The organism is Exiguobacterium sp. s59 (assembly GCF_018617475.1).
Lineage (GTDB): Bacteria > Bacillota > Bacilli > Exiguobacteriales > Exiguobacteriaceae > Exiguobacterium > Exiguobacterium aestuarii.
On sequence record NZ_JACSKG010000002.1, the window covers coordinates 123,111 to 148,316 of the forward strand.

The window sequence follows — 25,206 nt, forward strand, 5'->3', positions numbered from 1 at the left end:
GACAAGCCTTTTTTGTATGCCTCTATTTACAACCCGAGTGAGATGTATTTGACTTCTAAAAATTCTTCGATACCATGGTGACCACCTTCACGGCCGAGTCCGCTCTCTTTCCAACCACCGAAAGGCGCTTGAGGAGTTGACGGTAGCCCATCGTTCACACCGACAATCCCATACTCTAACGACTCTGCTAAGTAGACGGCTTCATTGATGTCTTGCGTGAATAGATAGGCGGCTAATCCGAACGGCGTATTGTTCGCCCGTTTGATCACTTCGTCGAGTGAATCGAATGTCGCAATCGGTGCGACCGGTCCAAATGTTTCTTCGTTCATGCAGAGCATGTCTTCGTTCGCGTAACGGATGACCGCCGGACGAATGAAGAGCCCATCTAACACTTCACCACCATACACTTCACCGCCACGAATTTGAGCGTCCTCGATGTGTTTTTCGACTTTACTGAGCGCGTCATCGTCGATGAGTGGACCGATATCGACACCTTCCTCTAATCCGTTCCCGACTTTCAACGCTTCGACCTCTTTGATGAAACGCTCCGAAAATTCATCGACGACGGCTCGTTCGACATAAATTCGGTTCGCACAGACGCATGTCTGTCCACCGTTACGGAACTTCGTGGCGACCGCTTGCGGGACAGCTTTATCCAAGTCCGCCTTGGCCGTGACGATGAGCGGGGCGTGGCCACCGAGTTCGAGCGAAATCTTTTTCATCGTGTCCGCAGCGTCACGCATGAGCATCTTCCCGACTTCGGTCGACCCTGTGAACGTCAATTTTCGAACCCGTTTGTCTTGTTGCCACGCCTTGACGATATCAGACGCTTGCCCTGTGACAAGATTGATGACCCCTTTTGGGAATCCTGCCTTCTCGGCCAATTTGATTAATTCAATCGCCGTCAACGGAGTCGCCGATGCGGGTTTCATGACGACCGTACATCCAGCAGCAAGCGCTGGTGCGACTTTCCGCGTGATCATGGCAGCCGGGAAGTTCCATGGCGTGATGGCGGCGATGACGCCTACCGGTTGTTTGATGGCAAAGATTCGTTTCTTGTTCGAAGAGGCGGGAATCGTCTCCCCGTACACTCGTCGACCTTCTGCGGCATACCAATCGATAAAGCCGTTCGCATAGTTGATTTCACCGATTGCTTCTTTGAGCGGCTTTCCTTGCTCCTCGACCATCGTCCGTGCGAGTTCTTCCGTATGTTCTGCAATCAAACGATGCCACTCATTCAGTAGCGCCCCTCGTTCATCTGCGGTTTTTTGTTGCCATTCCTGTAACGCCTCGTGCGCCGCATCAACGGCTTGTGTCGCTTCCGCGGTATCGCTTTTCGTCACAACGGCCATCACATTTCCGGTAGCCGGATTTCGTACTTCGATCGTCTGCCCCGTTTCTGTCCATTCCCCATTAATAAAGTTTTTCTCTTCTCGCATCTTGATTTCCCCTTTCCAAAAAGTGCACAGTTAATTAGAGGATACCCGTTTTTCTAGAACGCACACAATTTTCCAAAAAATGAGGGGATACCATGTGGATCATTATTGTCGGCTATTTAGTCGGGGGCCTACTCGGGGGTAGGCTATATGGGTTACTAAGTGGTCATGATTTAGCGACATCCGGTTCAAAAAACACAGGGGCCCGCAATGCGCATCGCATCGGAGGGGTATGGGCGTTTTTCATCGTGTACGGATTCGACGTGCTGAAGACGATCCTTGTCTTGCAGATGAGCGGACCGTATTTTTGGCAGACAGCGCTTGCGCTCACGCTTGGTCATATTTATCCGTTTTGGCGAATTCGCGCAGGCGGGAAGGGATATGCCGTTTTTTCTGGAATCATATGGGCATACGACCCGTGGTGGTTTATCGGTGGTCTCCTGATCTTATTGCTCTTGATCAAAGTGACGGGCAATTCACGTGAGACAGGACTGGTCATGCTTATGCTACTACCGCTAGCAGCCCTCGGAAGTCTCGAACATATCATCTGGGCCATGCTCATTGCGATGATCATTATTTATCATCATGTGAAGGAGGGGAAAGCATGATTATGTATCGAAAAGCCGGTGAATCGGATTTTGACGCCATTCATCGATTGAATTACGAAACGTTTGTCGAAGAGATTCCGCAACATTCACCGAACCCGGAACGACGGCTCGTCGATCGGTTTCATGGACAGAATACATATTGGATTGGTGAAGTAGACGGTGAAGTGGTCGCCATGTGTGCACTACGTGGCGAAAGACCTTTTTCGTTGGAACAAAAAGGGGTGCGCATTCCTGATGGGGATTGGATCGAAATTCGTTTGCTTGCTGTGAAGAGAGCGTATCGACGCAATCGGACATTCGCCGGACTGATGCGAGCGGTCATTAAAGATGCGACCGATCGTGAAGTGGATGGGATTGTCATCAGTGGGACGACGCGTGAACAAGTGCTCTATCACCGATTCGGATTTATTCCATTTGCGGATCCAATCGGCCCTGAGGAAGCAAGGTACGTTCCGATGATGTTAACGCGTTCAGCCTTTTATGAATCAAAGTCTGCGTCGACGCTTCGACCAATAAGTTTCCTTGCGGGCCCTGTCGAATGTTCGGAGCGCGTGAGAGCACGACTCTCAAGGCAACCACTCCCACACCGTTCAAAAGAGACGAGTCGCATGCTCGAATCGGTTCAGCAACAACTGACAAAGCGAATCGGACTTCCTTACGTCTATACGCTTCTCGGAAGTGGCACGGTCGCCAATGATGCGGTCGCGGCAAGATTGCGGGGACATGGTGTCGTTTTATGCGCCGGCGAATTCGGGGAGCGTCTCATGGATCACGCATCCCGCGCCGGTCTCTCATTTGATGTCATTCAAGTGGACGGGGAAGGGAAATGGGAGGTTGCTCAACTTGAGCAGATTGAACCGGAGTGGGTGTGGACGGTACATTGTGAGACATCTTTAGGCATCTTAATCGACCTCGCCCCGCTTCACACGTGGCAAGGTGTCGTCGCCGTCGATGCAATCAGCGCGGTCGGGACACTTGTCTATGATTATTCTTTCGCGGACTACGTGACTTTTTCCTCGGGGAAAGGATTACGGAATGCGCCAGGTCTCGCGTTCGTCGCGATGAAAGAGCGGGCGGAAATGATGCGAGACGTGCCACGCTACTTTGATTTGTCCCTCTATCAACCAATCGCCTTCACACAATCGGAACCGCTCCTTGCGGCGATGGATGTCGCATTAGAGGAATTAACGGAAGAACAGGTCGCATCGCATCAGGAGAAGATGGCATTGTTGGTCAACTCACTTCGCGAGAATGGCTTACAATTCAAGCTGAGTCCCGCCCAATCACCTGGCATCATCACGATTCCGATGCCGTGCGGACAGTCCTCGATTGAGTTAGGTCGACAACTATCCTATCAAGGTTATCTCGTCCAATATGAGAGCGAATATTTGAAACGGGCGAACGTCATCCAAGTATCGACGATGGGCTGGACGACAACTCGCATGATGCGTGACGTTGGTGCCTATATTGCCGAGTGGATGCAACAAAAAACCGCCACTCTGGAAAGTGACGGTTCGCTTACACACGAAAATCCTGACGTGCCAAGTGACGAATTTTTCGTCCGAGGCGTCTCCAATTGAAGTAAGCCAGCACAGACACGACGCCACCTGACCAGAACAGCCATTCATCTGGTCGGATATAGCCGAGTAGCCCGACGAGCAACCCGAGCAAGATGACGATGGCATTGAACGTCTGACGGTGCAAGAGTTCTTTCGATTCCAAGTTGCGTTGGAACATCGCTTGCTCCGACAGGCGTTTTCGTGTCGGCTCTTTTAAGTAATTGTCGAGAAGCGGTGGCACGTTCAACAATTTCTTCGCATAGTTGATCCCGGTCTTCACATAACGGTTTTGAAGTGTCGTGCCGTCCTCCTCGAGCCATTCGATGACAATCGGTTTGCCGAGTGTGAACAGGTCGATTTTCGGATCGAGGATTTGCAGGATGCCGAGCAAAGTCGAGGCGGCCCGACCGAAGAAGGCGAATTCCGCCGGGAGTTGGATCGGTTCGTTTTTGACGAGCAACTGAATATCCTGCAACACTTTCTCAATTAACTTCGTATCGACGGTGTCGATATCGGTCTCTAAATAAAAAGTGACGGCTTTCTCGAGTGCTTGGCGGATGTTTTGCTTGTTCGCCGTCGGCAAGAGGAAGCGTAAATCTTCTAGGCCGTCGACGATGCTGTCATAGTCGAGCGAGATGAACGCCTGTAAGATGTTTCGGATCGTTGCCATGTCCTGTGCCGTCGTCTGTCCGACCATCCCGAAGTCGAGTAGGATGATGGTGCCGTCTGCTCGGATTTGAACGTTTCCGGGGTGCGGGTCAGCGTGGAACTGTCCTCCGAACAACAATTGTTCGGCGGCGAGCGTAAATAGTCGTTCGGCTAGGGCGGAGCGATCGATTTCATTTTCTTTTAAGAAGGCGAGGTCGGTGATGCGTCGTGCATCGACCCAGTCCATCGTCAAGACGCGGTTCGTACAGAGGTGTTCGTGATAATCCGGGATGTAAACGTCCGGATTATCCGCATATTTGGCTTTGAAATATAAGGCGTTTTTTAATTCGGTTTGAAAATTTAGTTCATCCCCGATGACAAAAATCATTTGGCGATATAAGCTATCTAAGTCGGTCGATTTTGCGAGGGATGTCCGCTTCAACATCGACGTGACAATCCGCATGGCCCGGAAGTCGGTACGGATGATTTTTTCGATATTCGGACGTTGAATTTTGATGGCGACCCGCTTGCCGTTTTCCAGAAGGGTGGCACCGTACACTTCCCCGATTGAGGCGGAGGCGACGGCGTCGATGCCAACGTCTTTGACGACTTGCGTGTAAGGGACGCCCCATTCCGCCTCTAGAATCGCGCGCGACTTGTCCCAACCCGATGTCGGGACACGGTCGACGAGTTCAGATAGTTCGTTCAAGACGGCCGGAGGCAATAAATCGGCACGAATGGACAAGAATTGTCCGAGCTTGATCAACAAGCCTTCGAGTCGGAGTGCGTTTCGTTTATACTCACGCGCGAGCTTGAGCATGAGTGCTTCATATTCTTCTGTCGTGGCGACACCTTGCTGTTGCTTACGTGAAAAGGCGTATAGCCGAATGATGAATCGGGCGAACATGGTGACGATAATCCATATGCGGAACAAAGCGATACGTTTCATTGTAATACCGACATCCTTTACGACAGTCGCTCGACTGACCTGATTTTTTGTAACTATACTTTACCATACAATGCGTTGAAGAAAGGGCAAGGGATGTTCATGGAGTGGGAATTGCTCAACGTCGTCGGAACGATTGCGTTCGCGGCGAGCGGAGCCATCATTGCGATGGATGAAAAATACGATATTTTTGGGGTATGGTTGCTCGCGTTTATCACCGCCTTTGGGGGCGGCGCGATTCGGAACGTCCTGTTAGGAAACCCCGTCAGTTTGATTTGGCAACAGAATGATTTATTTATTTTATGTTTTCTGGTCGCACTCCTCATCTTCCTGCTACCAAGTGTCGTATTGCCACATTGGGAACGCTGGGGTGTGATTGTGGATGCAATCGGATTGGTCGCCTTTGCCTTTCAAGGAGCACAGGTCGCCATCAAGCTGGATTTACCGTTATCGGCAGCAATCGCGGCGGCTGTCCTGACCGGGGTCGGGGGTGGTGTGGTCCGCGACTTACTGGCTGGGCGTAAACCGCTCGTCTTGCAATCAGAGGTGTACGCGATTTGGGCGATTCTCATTGCGGTCATCACGTATTACTTCAAGCTCGAAGGCGGTCTTGCCGTCTATGCGCTTTTAATTGTCGTAGCGACACTTCGAGTGATATCCTACTATCGGAAGTGGAATTTACCAGCACGAAAAGTCAGATAAGGGGGAACGAAAATGAAGATTTTACTAATGATTGGTGCCGGATTGATGGCACTCGGTGTGGCACTTGGCGCGTTCGGTGCCCATGCGCTAAAAGAGAGACTGTCACCGAACATGTTGGCGAACTGGCAGACGGGCGTGCTCTATCACATGATCCATGCGCTCGGGATCGTCGGGATCGCAGCGCTCCTCATGCGTGTGAGTATCAGCCAATTTAACATTGCCGGCTGGCTCATGTTTGCGGGAATCATCTTTTTCTCTGGAAGTTTATACGTCATGGCGTTGACGGGAATCACGAAACTCGGAGCCGTGACACCAATCGGCGGCGTCTTATTCATTGCTGCTTGGATTTTTGTCATCGTCGGTGCGATGAAATTATAATGACAGAATCAATTTATTTCGACATCCATGTCTTTGCTCATGTTCACATGCAGCGAAGGCATGGATTTTTTTGATGAGTCATCCCATCAATTGGAAAACAGATTTGCGCTTCATGTATTTATTATTTGAAAATAGGGTAAAGCGTTCTCTATTTACATAAAATATTACAGGAACATGTCAGAATGGACGATTAGAAAAGGTATTGATAAATAATAAGTTCAACACATTCGTTGCCTATGCTGTTGTGCGTGCGTAATAAAATTGAAATATAACTTTAACAGGAAAATATCTAGCAGTTAGATATAATTAGTCGTGTTGAAACTCAACCAAATGATCGTTTTTGTTACATACTGAAACGGCTTTAAAATATGTAGTGTAGTAGGTACTCACGTTTGTCATTTAAGAAAGGATGTACCCCATTCATGAATTGGAAACGCACAGTCTCGACGCTGACGCTTGGTGTGATGCTCATCAGCACACATACAGTTGCCGACGCATCGACTTCGATTAAAGAAAAACAAGAAGAACAACAAAAAGTACAAGAGAAGCGCAATGACGTGAAAAAGAACCAAGCCGATACGTCTTCAAAGATTGAAGTGAACAAAGAAGAGATTTCAAAAGTTCAGGCAGAGGTCAATAAAATGGACGCACAGTTGCAGGACATCATCAACGATGTCGCCATGAAGCGCCAAGAAATCAAGCGTACCGAGATGAAAATCGAGGATCTTGAAGCCGACATTAAAGATTACCAAGAAAAAATGAAGGCACAAGAAGCGATGATGAAAGAACGTATGGCCACGATGCAAAAGAACGGTGGCGGCTCAATTAACTGGGCTGAATTCATCTTCGGTTCAAAAAACCTCTCTGATCTTGTCACGCGTATGATCACGGCTGGAACGATTCAGCGTAGTGACCAAGAGTTGTTCGATGACTATGAAGCGACACAAAAATCGCTCAAAGAAGCACAAGCTGACTTGAAAGCAGAACGTGCCTCACTTCTCAAACAACAAAAAGCACTTGAAGTGCGTCAAGCTGAGCTCGAGAAGAAAATGAAGCAACGTGAGAAGCGTATCAAAGAGCTTGAAGAGAAGAACATCAAGTTTGAATCGCAAATCTTCGACCTTCAAGAAATTGAAGCGACGTTAGTGGCACAAGAACAAGCAATCGCTGCTGAAATCGAAGCGCAGCGTCGTGAAGAAGAGGAAGCCCGTCGTCGTGCTGAAGAAGCAGCTCGTCAAGAGGCGGCACGTAAGGCAGAAGAAGCACGCCAAGCAGAAGCTGCACGTCAAGCTGAGGCTGCTCGCAAGGCAGAGGCAGCACGAGAAGCGGAAGCGGCTCGTCAAGCTGCTGCACAACAAAAGCAAGACAATAAAACGAATACCCCGTCTTCGTCGTCTTCAAACAACACGGCTCCATCAACACCAGCACCAAAACCGGAGCCAGCACCAGCGCCGAAACCGGAGCCGAAACCGGCACCGACGACATCGACGCCAGCACCGTCTAGCTCAATGTTCATTCAACCGGCTTCAGGACGCTACTCACAAGGGTGGGGTCCGGCGAGCGGTGCGTACGGCTACACGTTCCATAACGGTGTAGATATCGCTGGTCCAACAGGTACACCGATTCGTGCATCTGCGACAGGTACAGTTATTCGTGCAGGCTGGGGTGGCGCTTACGGGAACCACGTCATGATCGCGCACGTCATCAACGGTCAAGTTTGGACGACAGTTTATGCACACATGAACTCAGTATCTGTCAGCTCAGGACAGCGTGTGACACAAGGATCAAATATCGGGACACTTGGAAACACAGGGAACTCGTCAGGTCCGCACTTGCACTTTGAGATTCATAAAGGCGGCTACTCGTACTCGGCAACGAGCGCAGGTAGCACGGTCAACCCGCGTCAGTTCTTCTGATGCCCTATACAGAAAGCTCCTTTCGATTGCGAGAGGAGCTTTTGTGCGTACAAAAAATCCCTCCGCGATGGCGAAGGGATGCTCGTTAGTTGGCTTGCTCGATATCGTTTGAATGATCTTGTTTCTTACGCATGCGTTCACGCACGTAATAGATAATCGTCAACCCAATCAACCAAGGTACCCCGAACTTCAACAAGATGTTGAAATCGGTGAACCATGTCGTGATCATCAGGCTGAGGAGTAAGACAGCTCCAAGTATTGGGAGGAACGGATATCCCATCATACGGACAGGGAGTTTTCGTCCGGTCCATTTCTTCCGGAAGAACAAGTGGGAGACGAAGACCATGAACCAAGTGAAAATGGCTCCAAACATCGAGATTCCCATCAAGAACGGATATGACGATTCCATAAACACTTGTAATAAAGCGGCTAGGACGATGCCACCCGTTGAAACGAGTAATGCGAACATCGGGATGCCGTTTTTGCTGATTTTTTTGAACACTTTCGGTGCATCGCCGGCTTCTGCGAGCGAGTACATCATGCGTGTTGATGCATAGAGCTGTGCGTTCATCGCTGACAAGGCGGCAATCAAAATCACGAAGTTGAGGATACCTGCCGCGAACGGCACATCAAACTGTTCCATGACGAGCACGAACGGACTTTGATCGATACCCGCTTGCTGCCATGGGATGAGCATGAGCATGATGGCGAGCGTGACGACATAGAAGAACGTCAATCGGAACACGGTAGCGCGTAAAGCGCGTGGTACGGCCTGATCCGGGTCTTTTGCTTCGCCTGCTGTGACGGCGACGAGTTCGGTTCCAAGGAAACTGAAGAGGGAGATGAAAATCGTCACCCACATTCCGTAAAACCCGAAAGCGAAGAAACCTTCGTTTCCAGTCGTGATCGATTCAATCGGTGATCCTGGTTCGCCGAACAATGTGGCGGCACCGAGAACGATGAATAGGATAATGGCAGTTACTTTGATGAAGGATAACCAGTATTCGGTCGTCCCGAACGTGTGAACATGACGGGCGTTGACGTAAATGAGTAGTCCACCGAAGAGGGCGACCCAGACGAACCCGTTCACATCCGGGAACCAGTAGCGCATATAGATAGCGATGGCACTGACCTCAACCCCTACAGCGAGTACGTTCGCGACCCAGTAAGAGTAACGGACGAGAAAGCCTGCGAGTGGATGGACGTATCGCTCGGCAATCGTTCCGAATGATCCAGATGTTGGATGGGCGACCGTCATTTCGGCGAGTGCACCCATGAGTAAGAGGACGATGAACGCCCCGATGGCATAGCTGACGAGCACGCTCGGACCAGCGGTTTGGATCGCGAGCCCGCTTCCGAGGAACAGCCCGGTTCCGATGGCACTCCCGAGGGAAATCATCGTGAGTTGCCGGGTGGACAGCTCGCGTTTTAGTTTGTTTGTTTCCAAAATCGATTCTCCTTTAGTTGAGTGAAATGTTGTTGTGGACGACTATAGCAGACAGAAAAAAACGATGTCAATTCGAAAAACCGATGAAGGTTCTCGATTTCGGGGTGCACATATAGAGGCAAAGTTTTTCGATTTTTTTTATTTGACAGGGATGCATCCTCCCTGTATAGTACGAGTTAACTTAACTGAAACGAATAAAGGCGTCGACGAAGAGAAGTAACGACGAATCTTGTATGACAGAGAGCTGATGGTTGGTGCGAATCAGTATACAGGACGTCGCGAATGGACTTCTGAGCTCTAAACCGAACTTTGAGTAGGCTTTAGCGGGTTACCCACCGTTATCATGGGGAAGCGGATGATCGTCCGTGAAGTGGGTTTTTCGGAACCAACGAAGGTGGCACCACGGGGTTACTCGTCCTTCTTGTAGCATAGGCTATGAGGAGGCGGGTAACCCCTTTTTCGTTTCTATAACATAAATCGAGGATTGAGAAGAGTAGCGCGAGAAGACGTTTCGTCCAGAGAGTCAGGGATGGTGAGATCCTGACCGAGGTGTCCGCGTGAATGGGCTCATGAGAGCATGGCTGAATGAAGTAGGTCGTGACGGCTTCCCCCGTTATCGGGATACGATGTGATTGCATCGGAGAGTGGATTCTTCGGAATCAACGAGAGGTGGCACCGCGGTCTAGAACCGTCCTCCATACGACGACTGTCGTGTGGAGTTTTTTTATACACATTTTTAGAGGGGGAACAGACGATGATTCAACAATTGGAGACAAACGCACTATCAACAGCAGATATGAAAGTGGCAGCAAGCGAGATGTTCCAAGCGGATGAAGCACAAATCGAACGGGTGCTACTCGCGATGAAAGAACGTGGGGAGACGGCAGAAGAGATGGCGGGACTCGCGGCATACATCCGTGAAGCAGCACAGTTCCCCCCGACGGATTTGCCTGTACTTGATGTCTGTGGCACGGGCGGCGATGGGGCGCACACGTTCAACATCAGCTCGACCGTCGCCTTCGTGTTGGCCGGTCTCGGCATCCCGGTCGCCAAACATGGGAACCGTAGCGTATCGAGTCGGTCTGGAAGTGCGGACGTCCTCGAGGCATTGAACGTTCCGATTGTGAAGACGGCGGAAGAAGTACATGCCGACTTGAAACGGACGAACTTGAGTTTCTTGTTCGCCCAGCATGTCCACCCGATCATGAAGCACGTCATGCCGGTCCGGAAACGACTCGCGACGGCGACCATCTTCAACCAAATCGGACCGCTTACGAATCCGCTTCGTCCGAAACGACAACTGATTGGTGTCTACCATCCATCACTACTTGAGAAGATGGCGACAGCGATGCGTCATCTTGGAGTAGAGCGTGGCATGGTCGTACACGGTGCGGGTGGCCTCGATGAAGCGAGCCTCGCTGGTGTGAACGAGGTGTACTTCTTTGACGGGGAACAGACGGCGCGTTACGCGGTCGACCCACGAGATGTTGGCTTGATGCGGGCACCGCTCGAAGCACTACGTGGAGGAACGCCGGAAGAGAACGCCGCGACACTACTCGCTGTATTGAACGGGGAGTCGGGCCCGGCGCGAGATGTCGTCTTATTGAATGCGGCGCTTGCCCTTTGCACGTACGGCACGACTTCAACGCTTCGTGCAGGGGTGAAAGAGGCGAAACGCAGTATCGATGAAGGGCACGCCTTACGCGTGTTACAACACTTACAACGTACGGAGGTAGAGGCATGAGTTATTTAACGAAAATCATCGGAACGAAAATCGAAGAGGTCAGTCGTATGGAGCCAATCGATGTCACCGTGACAGAGCCGATTGCTCTCTTGAATCGAATGCGTGATGGATTCCACATCATCTCGGAAATCAAACGTTCATCACCTTCGAAAGGAATGATTCGGGAGGATGTGAACGTCGCCGAACGGGCTCGTCAATATGAACAAGCCGGAACGACGATGATTTCGGTGTTGACGGACACGACGTATTTCAATGGGTCTTTTGAAGATCTACAACAAGTCGCCGACGTGGTCACAATCCCGGTACTCTGCAAAGACTTCATCATCGATGAACGACAACTCGACTATGCGAAGCATTACGGTGCGAGTGTGGCGCTCCTCATCGTAGCGGCACTTCATCCGAAACGTCTCCACGAGTTGACACGATACGCTCGCTCGATCGGTCTTGACGTCTTGGTCGAAGTGCATGACGAAGCCGAGTTACACATCGCGCTCGAGCTCGATGACGTGTTGATTGGCATCAACAATCGAGACTTAAAAACGTTCGAGGTATCACTTGAGACATCAATCGATTTGATGGAACGTTATCCCGATGTCACGTTCGTCAGTGAAAGTGGAGTCAGCACCGTCGAGGCGGCAGCGCGTCTAAAAGAAGCCGGGGCCAGCGCCATTCTCGTCGGAGAAGCACTCATGCGGGAAGAAGACCCGACCCGGTTACTCGAGGAGTTGAAAACATGTTCGTTAAAATTTGTGGATTGAAAACAGAAGAAGCGGTCGAAGCGGCGGTCGAAGCGGGGGCGGATGCCATCGGATTCGTGTTCGCCCCGAGTTCCCGTCAAATCGACGTGGCCACAGCGAAGACGTTAGCAACGTTTATCCCGCAATCGGTTCGAATCGTTGGTGTGTTTTTAAGTCCTTCAATGGAAGACATCGCGCAAACGATGGACGTGGGACTGACGGATTTACAAATTCACCATCGAACGCAGTCGATTGAACAACTGCGAATCTTCGGATTACCGATTATCGATGCTTCAACTGAGGTGGCGGCGGATGTTCGATTGATGGACCATCCGACCCCGGGCAGTGGACAGATTTTAGACTGGGCAACGATTGAGCGACCGAATCGTCCATTTTGGCTAGCAGGTGGCCTATCCCCAGACAATGTAAGACAAGCGATTCAAACGATCCAACCAGACGGCGTCGATGTCTCGAGCGGTGTTGAGACAGACGGTGTGAAAGATATCAAAAAAATTCGCACGTTCATTCAACGTGCCAAGGAGGAACTAGGATGTATGCACAACCAGTGAACGGGAAATTTGGACAATACGGTGGAAAATATATTCCGGAGACGCTCATGCAGGCAGTCGAAGAATTAGAGGTCGCTTACGAAGAGGCGAAGCAAGACCCTGAGTTTCAAGAACGCTTCTCTTCCTTATTAAACGAATACGTGGGACGTGAGACGCCGCTCTATTATGCGTCGAACCTGAGTCGTCGTCTTGGGACGAACGTCTATTTGAAACGTGAGGACTTGAACCATACCGGTGCCCATAAGATCAACAACACGATCGGACAGGCGCTCCTTGCGAAACGGATGGGGAAACAAAAAGTCGTCGCCGAGACGGGAGCGGGTCAGCACGGTGTCGCGACTGCGACAGTATGTGCGTTACTCGATTTAGAATGTACGATCTTCATGGGTGAGGTCGACGTTGAACGCCAGGCGTTGAACGTGTTTCGGATGGAATTGCTCGGAGCGAAAGTCGTTCCGGTCAAATCAGGTAGTCGTACACTAAAGGATGCCGTCAATGAAGCGCTCCGTTACTGGGTCAAACATGTCGACGATACCCATTACGTGATGGGTTCAGTACTTGGACCGCATCCGTTCCCGCAGATGGTACGTGATTTCCAAAGTGTGATCGGGACAGAGACACGTCGTCAAATCCTTGAACAGACAGGACGCCTCCCAGACGCCGTCGTCGCTTGTGTCGGTGGAGGAAGCAACGCCATGGGCATGTTCTATCCGTTCTTGAACGATGAGTCGGTCGCCCTCTATGGTGTCGAGGCAGCAGGCAGTGGGATTGATACAGACAAACACGCGGCGACACTCACGAAAGGTGAAGTCGGTGTGTTACATGGGTCGCTCATGTATGTGTTGCAAGACGCGGCCGGTCAAATCGAGGAGGCACATTCGATCTCAGCCGGGCTCGACTACCCAGGGGTAGGACCGGAACACAGCTTCTTGAAAGACATCGAACGGGTGCGGTATGCAGCTGTCACGGATGACGCAGCGCTCGATGCGTGTCTCGCACTCAGCCGCCAAGAAGGGATTATTCCTGCCTTGGAGTCGTCTCATGCTCTCGCTTACGCAGAAACGCTCGCGAAGACAATGGGAGAAGACGAAACATTGGTGATCTGTTTATCAGGACGCGGAGACAAAGACGTCCACACAATCCGAGAGAAGGTGGCGACACGATGACATTAGAGACAGCGATTCGCGAACGAGAAGGAGCGGCATTCGTTCCGTATATTATGGCCGGTGACGGTGGGATGGACCGACTCATCCCGACCATTGTTGAACTAGAACGGATGGGTGCGACAGCGATTGAACTCGGTATCCCGTTCTCCGATCCGGTGGCAGATGGTCCAATCATTGAGGCGGCAGGAATGCGTGCGCTTGAAGCGGGCGTGACGCTCGAAATGGTATTGAACCATTTAATAGAAGGAAATGATCAATTTAACGTTCCGATCGTGTTGATGACATACTTGAATCCTGTGTTTCGATTCGGGATTCAACCGTTCTTTGACCGAGCGAAGGAATGCGGGGTAAGCGGGGTCATCATTCCGGACCTTCCGTTTGAAGAAAGTCTTCAATTATTCGCAGATATCGAGCGGCATGACGTCGCGGTCATCCCGCTCGTGACGTTGACGAGCAGTGAGGCGCGGACAGCATCCATCTTAGAGAAAGCGGAAGGATTCGTCTATGCGGTCACGCTCAAAGGAACGACAGGGAAAGCCGATGTGTTCCCGGACGAATTACTTGCCTATTTGACTCGATTGACAGAGCAGTCACGCGTTCCTGTTTTGGCAGGATTCGGCGTACATTTACCGGAGCAAGTGCAGACGCTTGGAAATGCATGTGATGGTGTCGTCGTCGGAAGCTTTATCGTCGAGGCGCTCCATGAAGGACGAACAAAAGACGTTGAGACGTTGATTCAATCAGCAAAACAAATGCACGTATAAAAAATCAGCGCTTCATACGAAGCGCTGATTTTTTTGCCTACAATTCCACTCGGTCGAGACCGTCTTCACCAAATTTCTGGTCGAGTTGATCATGACGATACATCGAGGCGAGTACATATAAAAGGTCGCCTTCCTCGATGGATGTTTGTCCATTTGGTGGAATCAAATATTCGTTTCGGACGATGGCGTTCACGACGGTGTTCGGTGGGAGCGTGATATCCGCGAGCGTCTTGCCAATCATCGAGGAACTCTCCGTGACGACGTAAGGAACGAGTTTATGTTGGGACTGTTTGCTCGAGACGAGGGCAATGGTATATGGGGAACGGATTTTATCCGGACCGAGTAATCCCAATTTCTCGGCAAGCGGTGTCAATGTCGTCCCTTGAATCAAAGCGCTCGTCACGACGACGAAGAAGACGGCATTGAATAAGAGTTGACTGTCCTCAATACCAGCAATTAACGGGAATGTAGCTAAGACGATTGGAACAGCTCCCTTTAGGCCGGCCCATGAGATAAACAGCTTCTCTTTTCTCGTGAATGCCATCCCGAGCGTCGATAAATAGACGGCGATCGGACGAGCCAAGAACATGAGGACGAATGAAATGAGCAGTCCTTTCCAAATCAAGTCCGGTTCGATGAGTTGACGAGGGAAGACGAGTAACCCAAGGATGACGAACATGATGATCTGCATGATCCATGCGAGCGCTTCTGAGAATTGGACGATCGTCACTTCATGCGCCGTGTCCGCATTTCCGACAATCATCGCAGCGATATAGACCGCGAGCAGACCGCTTCCTAATAAGTATGCGGTGACACCATATGTGAGAAATGCCATCGAAATCATGAGCACGGCATGAAGACCGCTCGACTCTAATCTTAGGTGATTCAACATGAGGCGGGACAGTTGACCGAGGATGAAACCGATGAGAGCCCCGACCACGATTTGAAGGACAAACATCCAGATGCCATCCCAGATAGTCGTATCTGGCTTCATCATGAAATCGAGGGCAAGAATCGTTAAAAACATCGCCATCGGGTCGTTCGTGCCGGACTCGGCTTCGAGTGTCGCACCGACTTTCGGTGAGATATTCTTTCCTTTAAATGCGGCAAAGACGGCCGCCGCGTCGGTCGAACCGATAATCGCACCGAACAAGAAAGATTCAATCCAATCGAAACCAAATACGAAACGAACGGCCACAGCAACAACGCTTGTCGTGATCAACACACCAAACGTAGCGAGTGAGGCGGCTGGAACGAGGACGTTCCGCATCGACGACCATTTCGTCTGAAGACCCCCTTCAAACAAAATGACGATTAAGGCGGCGACTCCGATCAACTGCGCCAGATTCGAATCGTCGAAGAAGATGAGACCGGTGATATCACTTCCCATGATCATGCCGATTCCCATAAATAAAATCAAGGCGGGCAAGCCGAATCGAGTGGAGATTCGCGTCGCCATGACACCGGACACGAGTAGTAATCCGAAGAGTAAAATGAGTACATCAGTACTTAGAACAGGTACGGGCAAGCACAACACATCCTTTCAAAAACAATACTCTTAGGTTCATTGTACCATGAAATCGTCTGATATTTCAGAATTGGCGATTAGACAAACCATACACATTGGAATTGTCAGTTATAAATGTGATAAAGTGAAAGCAACGATAAGGAGGGATGATGATGTCTAAAATTCACGTCATTCATGAAAACGAAGAATGGACGAACCACCTTGTCCATCGCTTAGAAGAACTACAGTTACCTTATGAATTATGGCACTTGGACCAAGGGACGATTGATCTCGAAGCAACGCCCCCGGAAGGTGTCTTCTATAATCGCATGAGTGCCTCTTCGCATACACGTGGACATCGGTACGCACCCGAGTTAACGGAAGGTGTCCTCGCTTGGTTAGAGGCGAACGATCGGACCGTGTTCAACGGCACACGTGCCATCCGCCTAGAAGTGAGCAAAGTCAATCAATACACGGCGCTTCGCCGCGAAGGGATCCGCGTACCGAAGACGATTGCGGCAGTCGGTAAGGACCAAATCATCGAGGCGGCCGAAAAGCTTGGGATGACACCGTTCATCACGAAACACAACCGTGCCGGGAAAGGGCTTGGCGTCCAGTTGTTCCATACGATCGAAGGACTGAAAGAATATGTATATGGTCCCTCGTTCGAGGACTCGGTTGACGGCATCACCCTCATCCAACAATATATCGAAGCCCCGGAACCATATATCACTCGCTGTGAATTCATCGGTGGGAAGTTCTTATATGCGGTTCGTGTCGATACGTCGGAAGGCTTCGAGCTCTGCCCGGCAGATGCGTGCTCGATTGAAGATCAGTTCTGTCCGGTCGGAGAGACGCCGCCTGCGAAGTTCGAAATCGTCGAAGGATTCAATGACCCGATCATTCCACAGCTCGAGCAGTTCCTGAAAGCGAATGCGATTGATATCGCCGGGATCGAGATCATTCGAGACCAAGATGGCAACGTCTACGCCTATGACGTCAATACGAACACAAACTATAATTCCGATGCCGAAGCAAAAGCGGGGCGTTTCGGGATGCTTGAATTGGCAACTTTTTTAGGGGACGCACTTCACGTCATCACGACAAAATAAGGGTCAGGCGCTCGCCTGACCCTTTTGCTGTGTATGTTTGAGTTGCTCTTCAAATCGATGTTGGACTAATTCTGCTGTCGGTGCCATTCGTTCGATGAACGAATCTAAACGTTCCGCAGTGTCTCGATCGGTTTCTTTGAACACGCGCATCGTTGTTCACCTCGTTGATCAGGATTACTTGCTTACATCATCCTTAATTCCCGAGGTGCTATACACGTAAACCTTTTACACGCTAAAGAATGTGCTCAAATTTTCTTTCGGTAAGATATTTCCGACGTAGAAGTCACCGAACTCACCATATTTCGCACTCACTTCGTCGAAACGCATCTCATAGACAATTTTCTTGAACTGAAGTGAATCTTCAGCGAAGAGCGTGACGCCCCATTCCCATGCGTCGAATCCAGTCGACCCACCGATGAACTGTTGAATCTTACCGGCATAGCTACGGCCGATCATGCTATGGCGATACATGAGGTCTTTGCGCTCATCCATCGACAACATGTACCAGTTGTCTCCGTCACGACGAGCCTTGCTCATCGGATAGAAACAAATGTGTGCCGTTTTTGGAAGTGTCGGATAGAGACGTGAGCGGATATGAGGATTTTGATACGGGTCCCCATCTCCAGACCCGCGATACATACCGAGCTCGATGACCGATACGTATGAATACGACGGAATCATATAGTCATATAGTGCCGTTTTGCGGAATGCGCGCTCGACATCTTCAAGTTCGTTGAATGTCGGGCGAAGCACCATCAAGACGAGGTCTGCCTTTTGACCGAGAATCGAGTAGAAAGCGTGGCTTCCCTCACCGTTCACTTCGACTTCTTCGAGTGAAGCGAGGAACGCAGTGAACTCGTCAATCATCTGTTGACGTTTCTCAGCATCGACGAGCTTCAAACGAGCCCAATCGATCGTACGGAAATCATGAAGTGAATACCAACCGTCTAACGTGGCGGCGGCATGTTGTGTATCTGTTGTAGGTATTGGACGTTCTGACATAAAAAAACTCCTTTCGGGACTTGGCTTCGCCGTCTATTTTACCATACACGCTTCACTGACTGGCAAATTTGAGACACTGTGAGGGTTATCACGATTCACGAGGGGTAAAGAACAGAAGGTACCGGGATGAAAACGGCTACAAAAATGGCTGTATCAGTCGATTTGTTAAAACTGTTCTATTCATATAATGATTGATTCTAAGCGATTTATGGCGAAATGGGCAGAATAGTTTATTTTAAAAAGGGTACTGTGTATAATTGAAATCGCGTAAAGACACAAGTCAACGGCAAGACCATTCGTCGTCATGCTGTAAATTGAGAAAAAGGGGTTCATTCGTTATGAAATTATTTGAAACGTTGAAGCAAAAAGTCAGCCCGGTTCGTCCGACCATCGTCTTCCCAGAAGGCGTCGATGAGCGTGTTCTTGGAGCCGCTGTTCGTTTGAAAGCGGACGGTATGGTTGAGCCGATCGTCGTCGGTGCAAAAACAGACATCGAAGCGGTTGCTACGAAGCACGGTTTCGACATCTCAGGTTTGACACAATACGACCCAGCGACATACGAAGACATCGATGTCCTCGTCGAATCATTTGTCGAGCGTCGTAAAGGGAAAGCGACGGCTGAACAAGCTCGTGAGCTCCTCACATCGGATGTGAACTACTTCGGAACGATGCTCGTTCATACAGGAAAAGCAGAAGGTCTTGTCTCAGGCGCGATGCACGCGACGGCTGATACGGTACGTCCGGCACTTCAAATCATCAAAATGCAACCAGGCATTAAAAAGACGTCAGGTGTGTTCATCATGGTACGTGACGATGAGCAGTACGTCTTCTCAGACTGTGCAATCAACATCGCACCGGACGCAGCGGATTTAGCAGAGAACGCGTTCTTGTCGGCATCGACAGCGAAGACGTTCGGCATCGACCCACAAGTCGCGCTTCTTAGCTTCTCAACGAAAGGTTCTGCGAAGTCACCTGAAACAGAGAAAGTCGTGGAAGCGACACGCCTTGCGAAAGAAAAATCACCGAACCTTCCAATCGACGGAGAACTTCAATTTGATGCGGCATTCGTCCCTAGCGTAGCGGCGAAGAAAGCACCAGGTTCTGATGTGGCTGGTAATGCGAACGTATTCGTCTTCCCAAGTCTTGAAGCAGGAAATATCGGTTACAAGATGGTTCAACGTTTCGGTGGATTCGAAGCGATCGGTCCAATCCTTCAAGGTCTCAACAAACCAGTGAACGACTTATCACGTGGCTGTAACGAAGAGGACGTCTACAAATTGACACTCATCACAGCAGCACAAGCAATCGACGAGCGCAACGAAGCGTAAGTTTTTGGCATCCTTCTTCTTAGAAGGGTGCTTTTTTTGTGTTTTTTTGAATAGTAGCTGAGGTAAACTATAAGAGGAATCCATTATTGAAAGGGGAGCTATGTATGCAAAGCATTCATGCGACGGAATTACGAGAAAAGTTAGAGAACGGGGAGTCTCTCCATATCATCGATGTGCGCGAACAAGATGAATATGATGCAGGGCATATCCCGAACGTACCGCTCTATCCACTATCTGAATTCCCACATGTGACAGAAAAATTGGCGCAAGATAACGTCTATCACGTCATTTGTCGTTCAGGTGGACGGAGTCAAACAGCGTGTGATTACTTAGAGTCACAAGGCTACAAAGTCGTCAACGTCGACGGCGGGATGCTCGCTTGGGATGGCGACATCGAAGCGTGATGTTAGAAAATCCTTGGGTCGTCGTACCCCTTCTCATCGCGCTTTACCTTACTGTCTATGCGGTGATGAAGCGATTTGACTGGGAGAAGTGGCGACTCGTCTGGGCAGTCTGGGTGATGCTCATCATCATCTTGTTGACGATTGAACTCGTAACCAGTCTATAAAAAATGCGGAACCTCTATTAAAGAAGGTTCCGCATTTTTTATGCGTCTTGGCGCTTATCAAAAGTGATTGATGCGATGGCATCATGTTGGTGAATCGACTCTTCGTTACGGCATTCGACGAAGAAGTTCACGACTTGTTTCATCTCGTACAAGTCAGCCGCAATCAAGCGGACCATGTCCTCGACGAAACGTGGGTTTTCGTATGCGATTTCAGTCGCACGTTTTTCATCCGGACGTTTGAGGACCGGGTGAAGTGGTGCAGAGGCGTTCGACTCTGCCGCATCGAGAAGGGCTGCACGCCAGTCGAATCCGTCCATCGACGTCTCATCAAGACCGGCTTCGATCGTGATGTAACCACGTTGGTTATGAGCGCTATACTCACTGATTTCTTTTGAACATGGGCAAAGCGTCGTGACGTTGATAACGAGACCGACTGTCACGTTTGCGACGCCCGTTTCAAGGTTGTACGTCACACGGTGCATGACGTCTGCGTTCATCAAACCGCTAAGACCTGTCGCAGGTGCTTTACGTGTGAAGAACCATGGGTAACGGATTGTCAATTGCCCTTCCGTTTGTTCCATACGCTCGGCAAGTTCCTGTGCGAACTCGATCAACGAACGGTTCGATACCGTCCATCCTTGTTGATGGTACGCGTCGAGCTGTTCCGTCAAACGAGACATGTTGATTCCTTTACGGTCTTGAACGAGCGATGTTGTCAATTCGAATGTAGCGACCGTAGATTGGACCCCTTCTGGCGTCTCGACGTTCACCGGGTGCTTCACATTTGAGATGCCGACACTGTCGAGGGCGAATAAGAAGTTTTTCGGTGTATTTTGTAAATCGACCATCTGTTCTTTCTCGGTCGGTTTTGTTCCTTTAATCGGTGGGACCGACCCGAACAATTTATGTCGTTCTGCTTTTGTAGGTAAAGCGACATGGCTTGTAGACATAATCGGATTCTCCTTTTTTTAGAGCGGTTCAAATGACCACTCGTTCTTGTTAGGATTTTATCACGAAATGATGGCTGAACGGGTATGATTTTGCTCTCATAACATGTTTTCAATATGCAATCGGAAAAAAATCCTTCAGATATTGAAGAAAGAGGATTGATTTACGTTATGAACGGGAATAAAATGGTCCTGTGAACTTAAAAAATAGATCACTATTAAATATGAAGGAATTGAAAGAAAAAAGGAGATGTTTTTATGGATTGGCAGTTAGTCCTGCAGTATGCCTGGATCGTCGTCGTACTCGTCGGTTTAGAAGGCTTGTTATCTGCAGACAACGCGCTCGTTTTGGCCGTCATGGTCAAACATTTGCCGCGTACGGAGCAGAAGAAGGCATTGTTCTACGGACTCTTAGGGGCGTTCGTCTTCCGATTTATCGCATTGTTCTTAATCTCATTCTTGATCAACGTATGGCAAGTACAGGCACTCGGTGCACTTTACTTAATCGGGATGAGTGCGCGACACCTGTATATGACCTATAAGGCGAGAAAGGTGGAGCCGCAACAGGAGTTGGCGGCCGAAGCGAAAGAAGAGACGGCTGTCACAGAAAAGCCGGTATCGAAGAAAGAGTTTTGGCTCACTGTCGCGAAAGTCGAGTTTGCGGATATCGCCTTTGCGGTCGATTCGATTTTGGCAGCGGTCGCGCTTGCGGTCAGCTTGCCGCCACTCGGTCTCGGTGAAATCGGTGGGATTGACTCAGGTCAGTTCTTCGTCGTCTTGACAGGTGGTCTCATCGGGGTCGTCTTAATGCGATTTGCGGCACGTATTTTCGTCAAGTTGCTTCATCAACGTCCGACACTTGAAACGGCTGCTTTCATCATCGTCGGTTGGGTCGGGGTCAAGTTGACAGTTCTCGTACTCGAACATCCGGGATTCAAAGAATTGATTGCCGGTACACCGTTCGAATTCATGGGACTCCCAGACGGATTTGTTCACTCGACGGCTTGGACGATCTTCTTCTGGTCGGTCATGGTCGGGATTGCGACATGGGGCTGGTTCTCATCGAAACCGACAGCGGTCAAACATTAAAAAATGGTCTCTCGTTTTTAAGCGAGAGACCTTTTCTTATGCATTCACGTTTTCTTTTTCGTAAATCGGCACCCAGCCCTCAGTCGTCACGAAAATGCGAACGGCGACGACTTGGCGGTCTTCTTGCAACGTGAAGTAATGACGTGTGTTGACAGGCACCGAGATGAGGTCACCCGGATTGAGCTCGATATTGAAGTATCCGCGCTCTGCGTCGTCGATGGCAAAAATGCCGTGACCACTGACGATGAAACGAACCTCGTCGTCCGTATGGTGATGTTCTTTTTGGAAGTTGACGAGCAGTTCGTCTAAGTTAGGCGTCGCATCGGACAAGGAGATGACGTCAGCCGTTTGATAACCACGTCGCGTCGATACGTCTTGAATCTCGTCTTGGAACGTCGATAAAATGACGGCTTTGTCTTCGTCTGTTAGTTGATAGTTTTCTTGAAGGGAAGCCGGTAATTTCGCGATGTCCCATGCTTCGTAAAGGATGCCTCGTGATTCTAAAAAGTCACGTACCTCTTGTTGATCACTGACACGTTCTTCGGTTTGTTGAAAATAAATCGTTGCCATGTTGAATTCCTCCTTATGAATGGACGCCTAGGGCGCGTAATTTTAATGAATAGCTAAACAAAAATTCATATGCCTCTAAATAACGTTTTGCCGCAGCGGGCGTCTCTCCCCAAACGGTGATCCCGTGGTTCCGAATGAGGACGGCACCGGCATCGCTTGTGACATGTGGGGCAAATGCATGGGCGAGTGTCGGGATATCCGCGTGATTCTCGATAATCGGGATCCGAACACTGGCCGTTTCCTCCCAATAGCCGAGTGCCTTGATGATTTCTTGGCCCGTGAACGTGACATATCCTTTCGCTGCGTAAAGTTCTGAGATGACGTTATTGTCGACCGTATGCACATGAAGAGAACAGGTTGCGTTCGTGTTGCTAAAGATTTCGATGTGCAGCAATGTCTCCGCGGACGGTTTGCCTGACTGTTCTCCAATCAATTGACCTTTCGCGTCGACGAGCACGAAGTCTTTCTCCGTGCGCTTTCGTTTATCACGACCGCTTGCCGTCACGAGGAACGTCAACGGGTCGTCCGATACGCGGATTGCCAGGTTGCCACTTGTTCCGGGGAACCAGTCCCGTGCGGCAAGCTCGTCTTTAATGTCGGCAAGTTCTACCCATCGTTCTTGTATCGTCATACACGCACTCCTTTCAAATGAGCTGAAATATCGTGGAATGTCTCAAACGGAATATGTTGGATTCCTTCCGTCTCACAAAGAGAGATCAATTGACCACGCGCATACACGACATCGGCCCGTTTAGCGATTTCAAAATCGGTGACCGAGTCGCCGATGACAATCAACGTGTCGGTAGGTGAGACGATCTGTCGGGCAATCGTCGGCTTGCAACATCCACAATCGTTCGAGCAATAGGCATCGCATGAATGAGGCCATGTGACGCGTGCCGTCTCTCCTGAAAAGTCAACGTGATTGCAGTAAATGTGTTCAGGTACGACATGACCTTCTAGAATCGGATGGACGAAAAAGTCCATACCGCCACTGACGACATCAAATCGGAAGCCATGTGACTGCGTCTCTTGTAAAAACTCGATGAACCCTGGCCGAAGCGTGATGGTCGAAAGAAGAAACTCACGGTATCGTACTTCCTGGTCACTCGGAAGTAAGCCGAACATCTGACCGACACCTTCTCGGATGGAGAGCGTCTGGTTCAAGACGGCATCTTTGAGCTCGACCCAATCAGGAGGTGCGAACTGTCGCATCAACGCGATGATGTTATCTTCTTCGGTGATCGTCCCGTCGAAGTCACAGATGACATGCGTGCTCATCGTGCACCCCACGCATCCAACGCGGTCGATAGTGCATCGGTATCGTTCGTCTTGCCAAGCGTCTGGTCAATCGCCTGTCGGAACGCCTTCGCTCCAGCGACCGCACCGTCTGGATGCCCATGAATCCCGCCGCCGGCATTGATGACGACATCCGTTCCGAAGTCTCGAACCAAGTCCGGGACGAGTCCAGGATGAATCCCGGCAGATGGGACCGTCAGAATCGGTTTCGTCCAATGGGGTTCTGTCGCATACGTCTGAATCTGTTGCGCTTCGTCTTTCGGTGTCGACAGCGAACCATACGGCGACGGGAAGAGCGTCAAGTCCGCCCCGGCGAGTCGAATCAGTTTCCCGAAAAGGAGGGAATGGCGGACTGATCCAGTCAACGCCCCCGCAAAAGCGGGATGTGCCAAAATCGGAACGTGAATCTCAGAGTCTTTGGCGAGTTCTCGCAAGGCATCGAGCCCATACGTATACACGTTAAACAAGAGCGCGGTCGCGCCAGCCTCAATCAATTGCTTCGCCTGTTCGCGTAACGTGAAGACGGGTCCACTCAATGTCACGGCGTATAGAACGGAGCGACCCGTCAATTCTTGATGTTCTTGAATGATCGATGCCCCGACCCGTGCCCGTTCGAGCGACGGGGTAAGTGGATTGTCATATAAAATCTCATCGTCCTTGACGAGGTCGATTCCGCCGTTGAATTGGTCACGGAGCTGTGTCGCCAAAAAGTCGAGGTCCCGTCCGATAACACCTTTGAAGATACTCATGGCGAGCGGTCGGTCGTGTACACGAAGGATGTCGCGAACACCTTCGACACCGAATGTGGCACCAGGGAAGTCTGATGCGAGCTCTTCCGGGAGTGATAGGTCAATCAGTTGGACGCTTGGGTCGAGTGATAGTTTTCCAAACGTCGTCGTCAGAATGGACGAGAAGTCTGGCGTCACATTATGTAGCGGGTAACGAATAGAGAAGCGACTCGTCGTTTCTTGTTGGGACGTCTCGATGACCTCACCACGGAACGCCTGCAGTTGATGTTGCTCGATGTGGTTCAACTCGGTCCACGTGCCGACGGTCAGCTCATGTGCGATTTTTTCAGCCACGCGTTCGACGTGATCGGTATGTTTGATTTCATAAGTAGCGATAATTCCCATAAGTTCCTCCTTTCAGGTCAAACAAAAAATGACC

The 25,206-nt window shown here is 50.2% G+C and carries 26 protein-coding genes and 2 other annotated features; of the genes, 15 read left to right on the top strand and 11 right to left on the bottom strand.

Annotated elements, in window-relative coordinates:
* Nucleotides 1-26: 26 nt before the first annotated feature.
* Nucleotides 27-1,439 carry an NAD-dependent succinate-semialdehyde dehydrogenase gene (locus KNO91_RS04000; protein ID WP_214816367.1) on the bottom strand — a complete coding sequence of 471 codons (1,413 nt, stop codon included), beginning with the start codon at nt 1,437-1,439 and terminating at the stop codon, nt 27-29.
* Nucleotides 1,440-1,531: 92 nt separating this feature from the next.
* On the opposite strand from KNO91_RS04000, the gene KNO91_RS04005 reads away from it, so the two are divergent.
* Both KNO91_RS04005 and KNO91_RS04010 read left to right on the top strand, forming a co-directional pair.
* A complete protein-coding gene (locus KNO91_RS04005; RefSeq protein WP_214792648.1) occupies nt 1,532-2,044 on the top strand; it encodes a glycerol-3-phosphate acyltransferase in 513 nt (170 codons plus the stop codon).
* Nucleotides 2,041-3,624, top strand: coding sequence for a GNAT family N-acetyltransferase (locus tag KNO91_RS04010; RefSeq protein WP_214816369.1), 1,584 nt, complete (start codon nt 2,041-2,043; stop codon nt 3,622-3,624). The genes KNO91_RS04005 and KNO91_RS04010 overlap by 4 nt, the downstream gene beginning before the upstream one ends.
* Here the strand turns inward: KNO91_RS04010 and KNO91_RS04015 are convergent.
* Nucleotides 3,563-5,200, bottom strand: a complete 1,638-nt coding sequence (locus tag KNO91_RS04015; protein ID WP_214786070.1) for an ABC1 kinase family protein — start codon at nt 5,198-5,200, stop codon at nt 3,563-3,565. The genes KNO91_RS04010 and KNO91_RS04015 overlap by 62 nt on opposite strands.
* A gap of 93 nt (nt 5,201-5,293) precedes the next feature.
* Here KNO91_RS04015 and KNO91_RS04020 point away from each other — a divergent pair, with 93 nt between their 5' ends.
* From KNO91_RS04020 to KNO91_RS04030, 3 genes are all read left to right on the top strand, one after another.
* Nucleotides 5,294-5,899: a trimeric intracellular cation channel family protein gene (locus tag KNO91_RS04020; protein WP_012727503.1), complete on the top strand. Its 606-nt coding sequence runs from the start codon at nt 5,294-5,296 to the stop codon at nt 5,897-5,899.
* A gap of 12 nt (nt 5,900-5,911) precedes the next feature.
* On the top strand, nt 5,912-6,277 hold the full coding sequence (locus KNO91_RS04025) for a DUF423 domain-containing protein (protein WP_214786072.1): 366 nt from the start codon (nt 5,912-5,914) through the stop codon (nt 6,275-6,277).
* Nucleotides 6,278-6,699: 422 nt separating this feature from the next.
* Entirely contained in the window at nt 6,700-8,193 is a 1,494-nt protein-coding gene (locus tag KNO91_RS04030) for a murein hydrolase activator EnvC family protein (protein ID WP_214816370.1), read from the top strand.
* Nucleotides 8,194-8,278: 85 nt separating this feature from the next.
* On the opposite strand, the gene KNO91_RS04035 is transcribed toward KNO91_RS04030, so the two are convergent.
* Nucleotides 8,279-9,640: an amino acid permease gene (locus tag KNO91_RS04035; protein ID WP_214816371.1), complete on the bottom strand. Its 1,362-nt coding sequence runs from the start codon at nt 9,638-9,640 to the stop codon at nt 8,279-8,281.
* Nucleotides 9,641-9,834: 194 nt separating this feature from the next.
* Nucleotides 9,835-10,063: a binding site (T-box leader), on the top strand.
* A gap of 48 nt (nt 10,064-10,111) precedes the next feature.
* Nucleotides 10,112-10,339, top strand: a binding site (T-box leader).
* Between the two features lie 55 nt (nt 10,340-10,394).
* Here KNO91_RS04035 and trpD point away from each other — a divergent pair.
* From trpD to trpA, 5 genes are read left to right on the top strand one after another with little or no spacing between them, the layout of a single operon-like run.
* On the top strand, nt 10,395-11,384 hold the full coding sequence (gene trpD / locus KNO91_RS04040) for an anthranilate phosphoribosyltransferase (RefSeq protein ID WP_214792662.1): 990 nt from the start codon (nt 10,395-10,397) through the stop codon (nt 11,382-11,384).
* On the top strand, nt 11,381-12,142 hold the full coding sequence (trpC, locus tag KNO91_RS04045) for an indole-3-glycerol phosphate synthase TrpC (RefSeq protein ID WP_214816372.1): 762 nt from the start codon (nt 11,381-11,383) through the stop codon (nt 12,140-12,142). Before trpD ends, trpC begins: the two co-directional genes overlap by 4 nt.
* The gene (locus KNO91_RS04050) at nt 12,118-12,690 is read left to right on the top strand and encodes a phosphoribosylanthranilate isomerase (protein WP_214792668.1); all 573 of its coding nucleotides are present in this window, start codon (nt 12,118-12,120) and stop codon (nt 12,688-12,690) included. Before trpC ends, KNO91_RS04050 begins: the two co-directional genes overlap by 25 nt.
* Nucleotides 12,672-13,856 carry a tryptophan synthase subunit beta gene (trpB, locus tag KNO91_RS04055; RefSeq protein WP_214816373.1) on the top strand — a complete coding sequence of 395 codons (1,185 nt, stop codon included), beginning with the start codon at nt 12,672-12,674 and terminating at the stop codon, nt 13,854-13,856. Before KNO91_RS04050 ends, trpB begins: the two co-directional genes overlap by 19 nt.
* A complete protein-coding gene (gene trpA, locus KNO91_RS04060) occupies nt 13,853-14,620 on the top strand; it encodes a tryptophan synthase subunit alpha (protein WP_214816374.1) in 768 nt (255 codons plus the stop codon). Before trpB ends, trpA begins: the two co-directional genes overlap by 4 nt.
* Nucleotides 14,621-14,657: 37 nt before the next feature.
* On the opposite strand, the gene KNO91_RS04065 is transcribed toward trpA, so the two are convergent.
* Nucleotides 14,658-16,148, bottom strand: a complete 1,491-nt coding sequence (locus tag KNO91_RS04065; protein ID WP_214786089.1) for a potassium/proton antiporter — start codon at nt 16,146-16,148, stop codon at nt 14,658-14,660.
* 152 nt (nt 16,149-16,300) lie between these two features.
* On the opposite strand from KNO91_RS04065, the gene KNO91_RS04070 reads away from it, so the two are divergent.
* Nucleotides 16,301-17,239 (top strand): ATP-grasp domain-containing protein, encoded by a 939-nt coding sequence (locus tag KNO91_RS04070; RefSeq protein ID WP_214792678.1) that lies wholly within the window; start codon nt 16,301-16,303, stop codon nt 17,237-17,239.
* A 3-nt stretch (nt 17,240-17,242) separates the two neighbouring features.
* On the opposite strand, the gene KNO91_RS04075 is transcribed toward KNO91_RS04070, so the two are convergent.
* Both KNO91_RS04075 and hemQ read right to left on the bottom strand, forming a co-directional pair.
* On the bottom strand, nt 17,243-17,389 hold the full coding sequence (locus tag KNO91_RS04075; RefSeq protein ID WP_012727492.1) for a hypothetical protein: 147 nt from the start codon (nt 17,387-17,389) through the stop codon (nt 17,243-17,245).
* Between the two features lie 75 nt (nt 17,390-17,464).
* Nucleotides 17,465-18,241: a hydrogen peroxide-dependent heme synthase gene (hemQ, locus tag KNO91_RS04080; protein ID WP_214786093.1), complete on the bottom strand. Its 777-nt coding sequence runs from the start codon at nt 18,239-18,241 to the stop codon at nt 17,465-17,467.
* Nucleotides 18,242-18,579: 338 nt separating this feature from the next.
* Between hemQ and pta the strand changes: the two genes are divergently transcribed.
* The 3 genes from pta to KNO91_RS04095 all read left to right on the top strand — a co-directional run bounded on the left by pta (nt 18,580) and on the right by KNO91_RS04095 (nt 20,137).
* Nucleotides 18,580-19,569, top strand: coding sequence for a phosphate acetyltransferase (gene pta, locus KNO91_RS04085; RefSeq protein ID WP_214792681.1), 990 nt, complete (start codon nt 18,580-18,582; stop codon nt 19,567-19,569).
* A gap of 104 nt (nt 19,570-19,673) precedes the next feature.
* The gene (locus KNO91_RS04090; protein ID WP_074035656.1) at nt 19,674-19,973 is read left to right on the top strand and encodes a rhodanese-like domain-containing protein; all 300 of its coding nucleotides are present in this window, start codon (nt 19,674-19,676) and stop codon (nt 19,971-19,973) included.
* On the top strand, nt 19,973-20,137 hold the full coding sequence (locus KNO91_RS04095) for a hypothetical protein (protein WP_012727488.1): 165 nt from the start codon (nt 19,973-19,975) through the stop codon (nt 20,135-20,137). Before KNO91_RS04090 ends, KNO91_RS04095 begins: the two co-directional genes overlap by 1 nt.
* Before the next feature lie 38 nt (nt 20,138-20,175).
* Here KNO91_RS04095 and folE2 read toward each other — a convergent pair whose 3' ends face one another.
* A complete protein-coding gene (gene folE2 / locus KNO91_RS04100; protein WP_012727487.1) occupies nt 20,176-21,087 on the bottom strand; it encodes a GTP cyclohydrolase FolE2 in 912 nt (303 codons plus the stop codon).
* Nucleotides 21,088-21,342: 255 nt separating this feature from the next.
* On the opposite strand from folE2, the gene KNO91_RS04105 reads away from it, so the two are divergent.
* Nucleotides 21,343-22,173 (top strand): TerC family protein, encoded by an 831-nt coding sequence (locus KNO91_RS04105; RefSeq protein ID WP_214786101.1) that lies wholly within the window; start codon nt 21,343-21,345, stop codon nt 22,171-22,173.
* A gap of 36 nt (nt 22,174-22,209) precedes the next feature.
* Here the strand turns inward: KNO91_RS04105 and KNO91_RS04110 are convergent, their stop codons facing one another.
* Genes KNO91_RS04110 through KNO91_RS04125 form a run of 4 tightly spaced genes read right to left on the bottom strand, consistent with a single transcriptional unit; the run spans nt 22,210 to nt 25,172 of the window.
* Nucleotides 22,210-22,743 carry a cupin domain-containing protein gene (locus tag KNO91_RS04110; protein WP_214792686.1) on the bottom strand — a complete coding sequence of 178 codons (534 nt, stop codon included), beginning with the start codon at nt 22,741-22,743 and terminating at the stop codon, nt 22,210-22,212.
* A gap of 13 nt (nt 22,744-22,756) precedes the next feature.
* Nucleotides 22,757-23,374, bottom strand: coding sequence for a methylthioribulose 1-phosphate dehydratase (locus tag KNO91_RS04115; protein ID WP_214816378.1), 618 nt, complete (start codon nt 23,372-23,374; stop codon nt 22,757-22,759).
* Nucleotides 23,371-24,021 (bottom strand): 2-hydroxy-3-keto-5-methylthiopentenyl-1-phosphate phosphatase, encoded by a 651-nt coding sequence (locus KNO91_RS04120; protein WP_214816381.1) that lies wholly within the window; start codon nt 24,019-24,021, stop codon nt 23,371-23,373. Before KNO91_RS04120 ends, KNO91_RS04115 begins: the two co-directional genes overlap by 4 nt.
* Complete coding sequence (locus tag KNO91_RS04125; protein WP_214792695.1) at nt 24,018-25,172, bottom strand: 2,3-diketo-5-methylthiopentyl-1-phosphate enolase; 1,155 nt, start codon at nt 25,170-25,172, stop codon at nt 24,018-24,020. Before KNO91_RS04125 ends, KNO91_RS04120 begins: the two co-directional genes overlap by 4 nt.
* Nucleotides 25,173-25,206 lie beyond the last annotated feature (34 nt).

What these genes read in the sequence shown, in the direction of transcription:
- KNO91_RS04000 (WP_214816367.1), bottom strand. Translation starts at nt 1,439, where the DNA reads ATGCGAGAAGAGAAAAACTTTATTAATGGGGAATGGACAGAAACGGGG.
- KNO91_RS04005 (WP_214792648.1), top strand. Translation starts at nt 1,532, where the DNA reads ATGTGGATCATTATTGTCGGCTATTTAGTCGGGGGCCTACTCGGGGGT.
- KNO91_RS04010 (WP_214816369.1), top strand. Translation starts at nt 2,041, where the DNA reads ATGATTATGTATCGAAAAGCCGGTGAATCGGATTTTGACGCCATTCAT.
- KNO91_RS04015 (WP_214786070.1), bottom strand. Translation starts at nt 5,200, where the DNA reads ATGAAACGTATCGCTTTGTTCCGCATATGGATTATCGTCACCATGTTC.
- KNO91_RS04020 (WP_012727503.1), top strand. Translation starts at nt 5,294, where the DNA reads ATGTTCATGGAGTGGGAATTGCTCAACGTCGTCGGAACGATTGCGTTC.
- KNO91_RS04025 (WP_214786072.1), top strand. Translation starts at nt 5,912, where the DNA reads ATGAAGATTTTACTAATGATTGGTGCCGGATTGATGGCACTCGGTGTG.
- KNO91_RS04030 (WP_214816370.1), top strand. Translation starts at nt 6,700, where the DNA reads ATGAATTGGAAACGCACAGTCTCGACGCTGACGCTTGGTGTGATGCTC.
- trpD (WP_214792662.1), top strand. Translation starts at nt 10,395, where the DNA reads ATGATTCAACAATTGGAGACAAACGCACTATCAACAGCAGATATGAAA.
- trpC (WP_214816372.1), top strand. Translation starts at nt 11,381, where the DNA reads ATGAGTTATTTAACGAAAATCATCGGAACGAAAATCGAAGAGGTCAGT.
- KNO91_RS04050 (WP_214792668.1), top strand. Translation starts at nt 12,118, where the DNA reads ATGTTCGTTAAAATTTGTGGATTGAAAACAGAAGAAGCGGTCGAAGCG.
- trpB (WP_214816373.1), top strand. Translation starts at nt 12,672, where the DNA reads ATGTATGCACAACCAGTGAACGGGAAATTTGGACAATACGGTGGAAAA.
- trpA (WP_214816374.1), top strand. Translation starts at nt 13,853, where the DNA reads ATGACATTAGAGACAGCGATTCGCGAACGAGAAGGAGCGGCATTCGTT.
- KNO91_RS04070 (WP_214792678.1), top strand. Translation starts at nt 16,301, where the DNA reads ATGTCTAAAATTCACGTCATTCATGAAAACGAAGAATGGACGAACCAC.
- KNO91_RS04075 (WP_012727492.1), bottom strand. Translation starts at nt 17,389, where the DNA reads ATGCGCGTGTTCAAAGAAACCGATCGAGACACTGCGGAACGTTTAGAT.
- hemQ (WP_214786093.1), bottom strand. Translation starts at nt 18,241, where the DNA reads ATGTCAGAACGTCCAATACCTACAACAGATACACAACATGCCGCCGCC.
- pta (WP_214792681.1), top strand. Translation starts at nt 18,580, where the DNA reads ATGAAATTATTTGAAACGTTGAAGCAAAAAGTCAGCCCGGTTCGTCCG.
- KNO91_RS04090 (WP_074035656.1), top strand. Translation starts at nt 19,674, where the DNA reads ATGCAAAGCATTCATGCGACGGAATTACGAGAAAAGTTAGAGAACGGG.
- KNO91_RS04095 (WP_012727488.1), top strand. Translation starts at nt 19,973, where the DNA reads ATGTTAGAAAATCCTTGGGTCGTCGTACCCCTTCTCATCGCGCTTTAC.
- folE2 (WP_012727487.1), bottom strand. Translation starts at nt 21,087, where the DNA reads ATGTCTACAAGCCATGTCGCTTTACCTACAAAAGCAGAACGACATAAA.
- KNO91_RS04105 (WP_214786101.1), top strand. Translation starts at nt 21,343, where the DNA reads ATGGATTGGCAGTTAGTCCTGCAGTATGCCTGGATCGTCGTCGTACTC.
- KNO91_RS04110 (WP_214792686.1), bottom strand. Translation starts at nt 22,743, where the DNA reads ATGGCAACGATTTATTTTCAACAAACCGAAGAACGTGTCAGTGATCAA.
- KNO91_RS04115 (WP_214816378.1), bottom strand. Translation starts at nt 23,374, where the DNA reads ATGACGATACAAGAACGATGGGTAGAACTTGCCGACATTAAAGACGAG.
- KNO91_RS04120 (WP_214816381.1), bottom strand. Translation starts at nt 24,021, where the DNA reads ATGAGCACGCATGTCATCTGTGACTTCGACGGGACGATCACCGAAGAA.
- KNO91_RS04125 (WP_214792695.1), bottom strand. Translation starts at nt 25,172, where the DNA reads ATGGGAATTATCGCTACTTATGAAATCAAACATACCGATCACGTCGAA.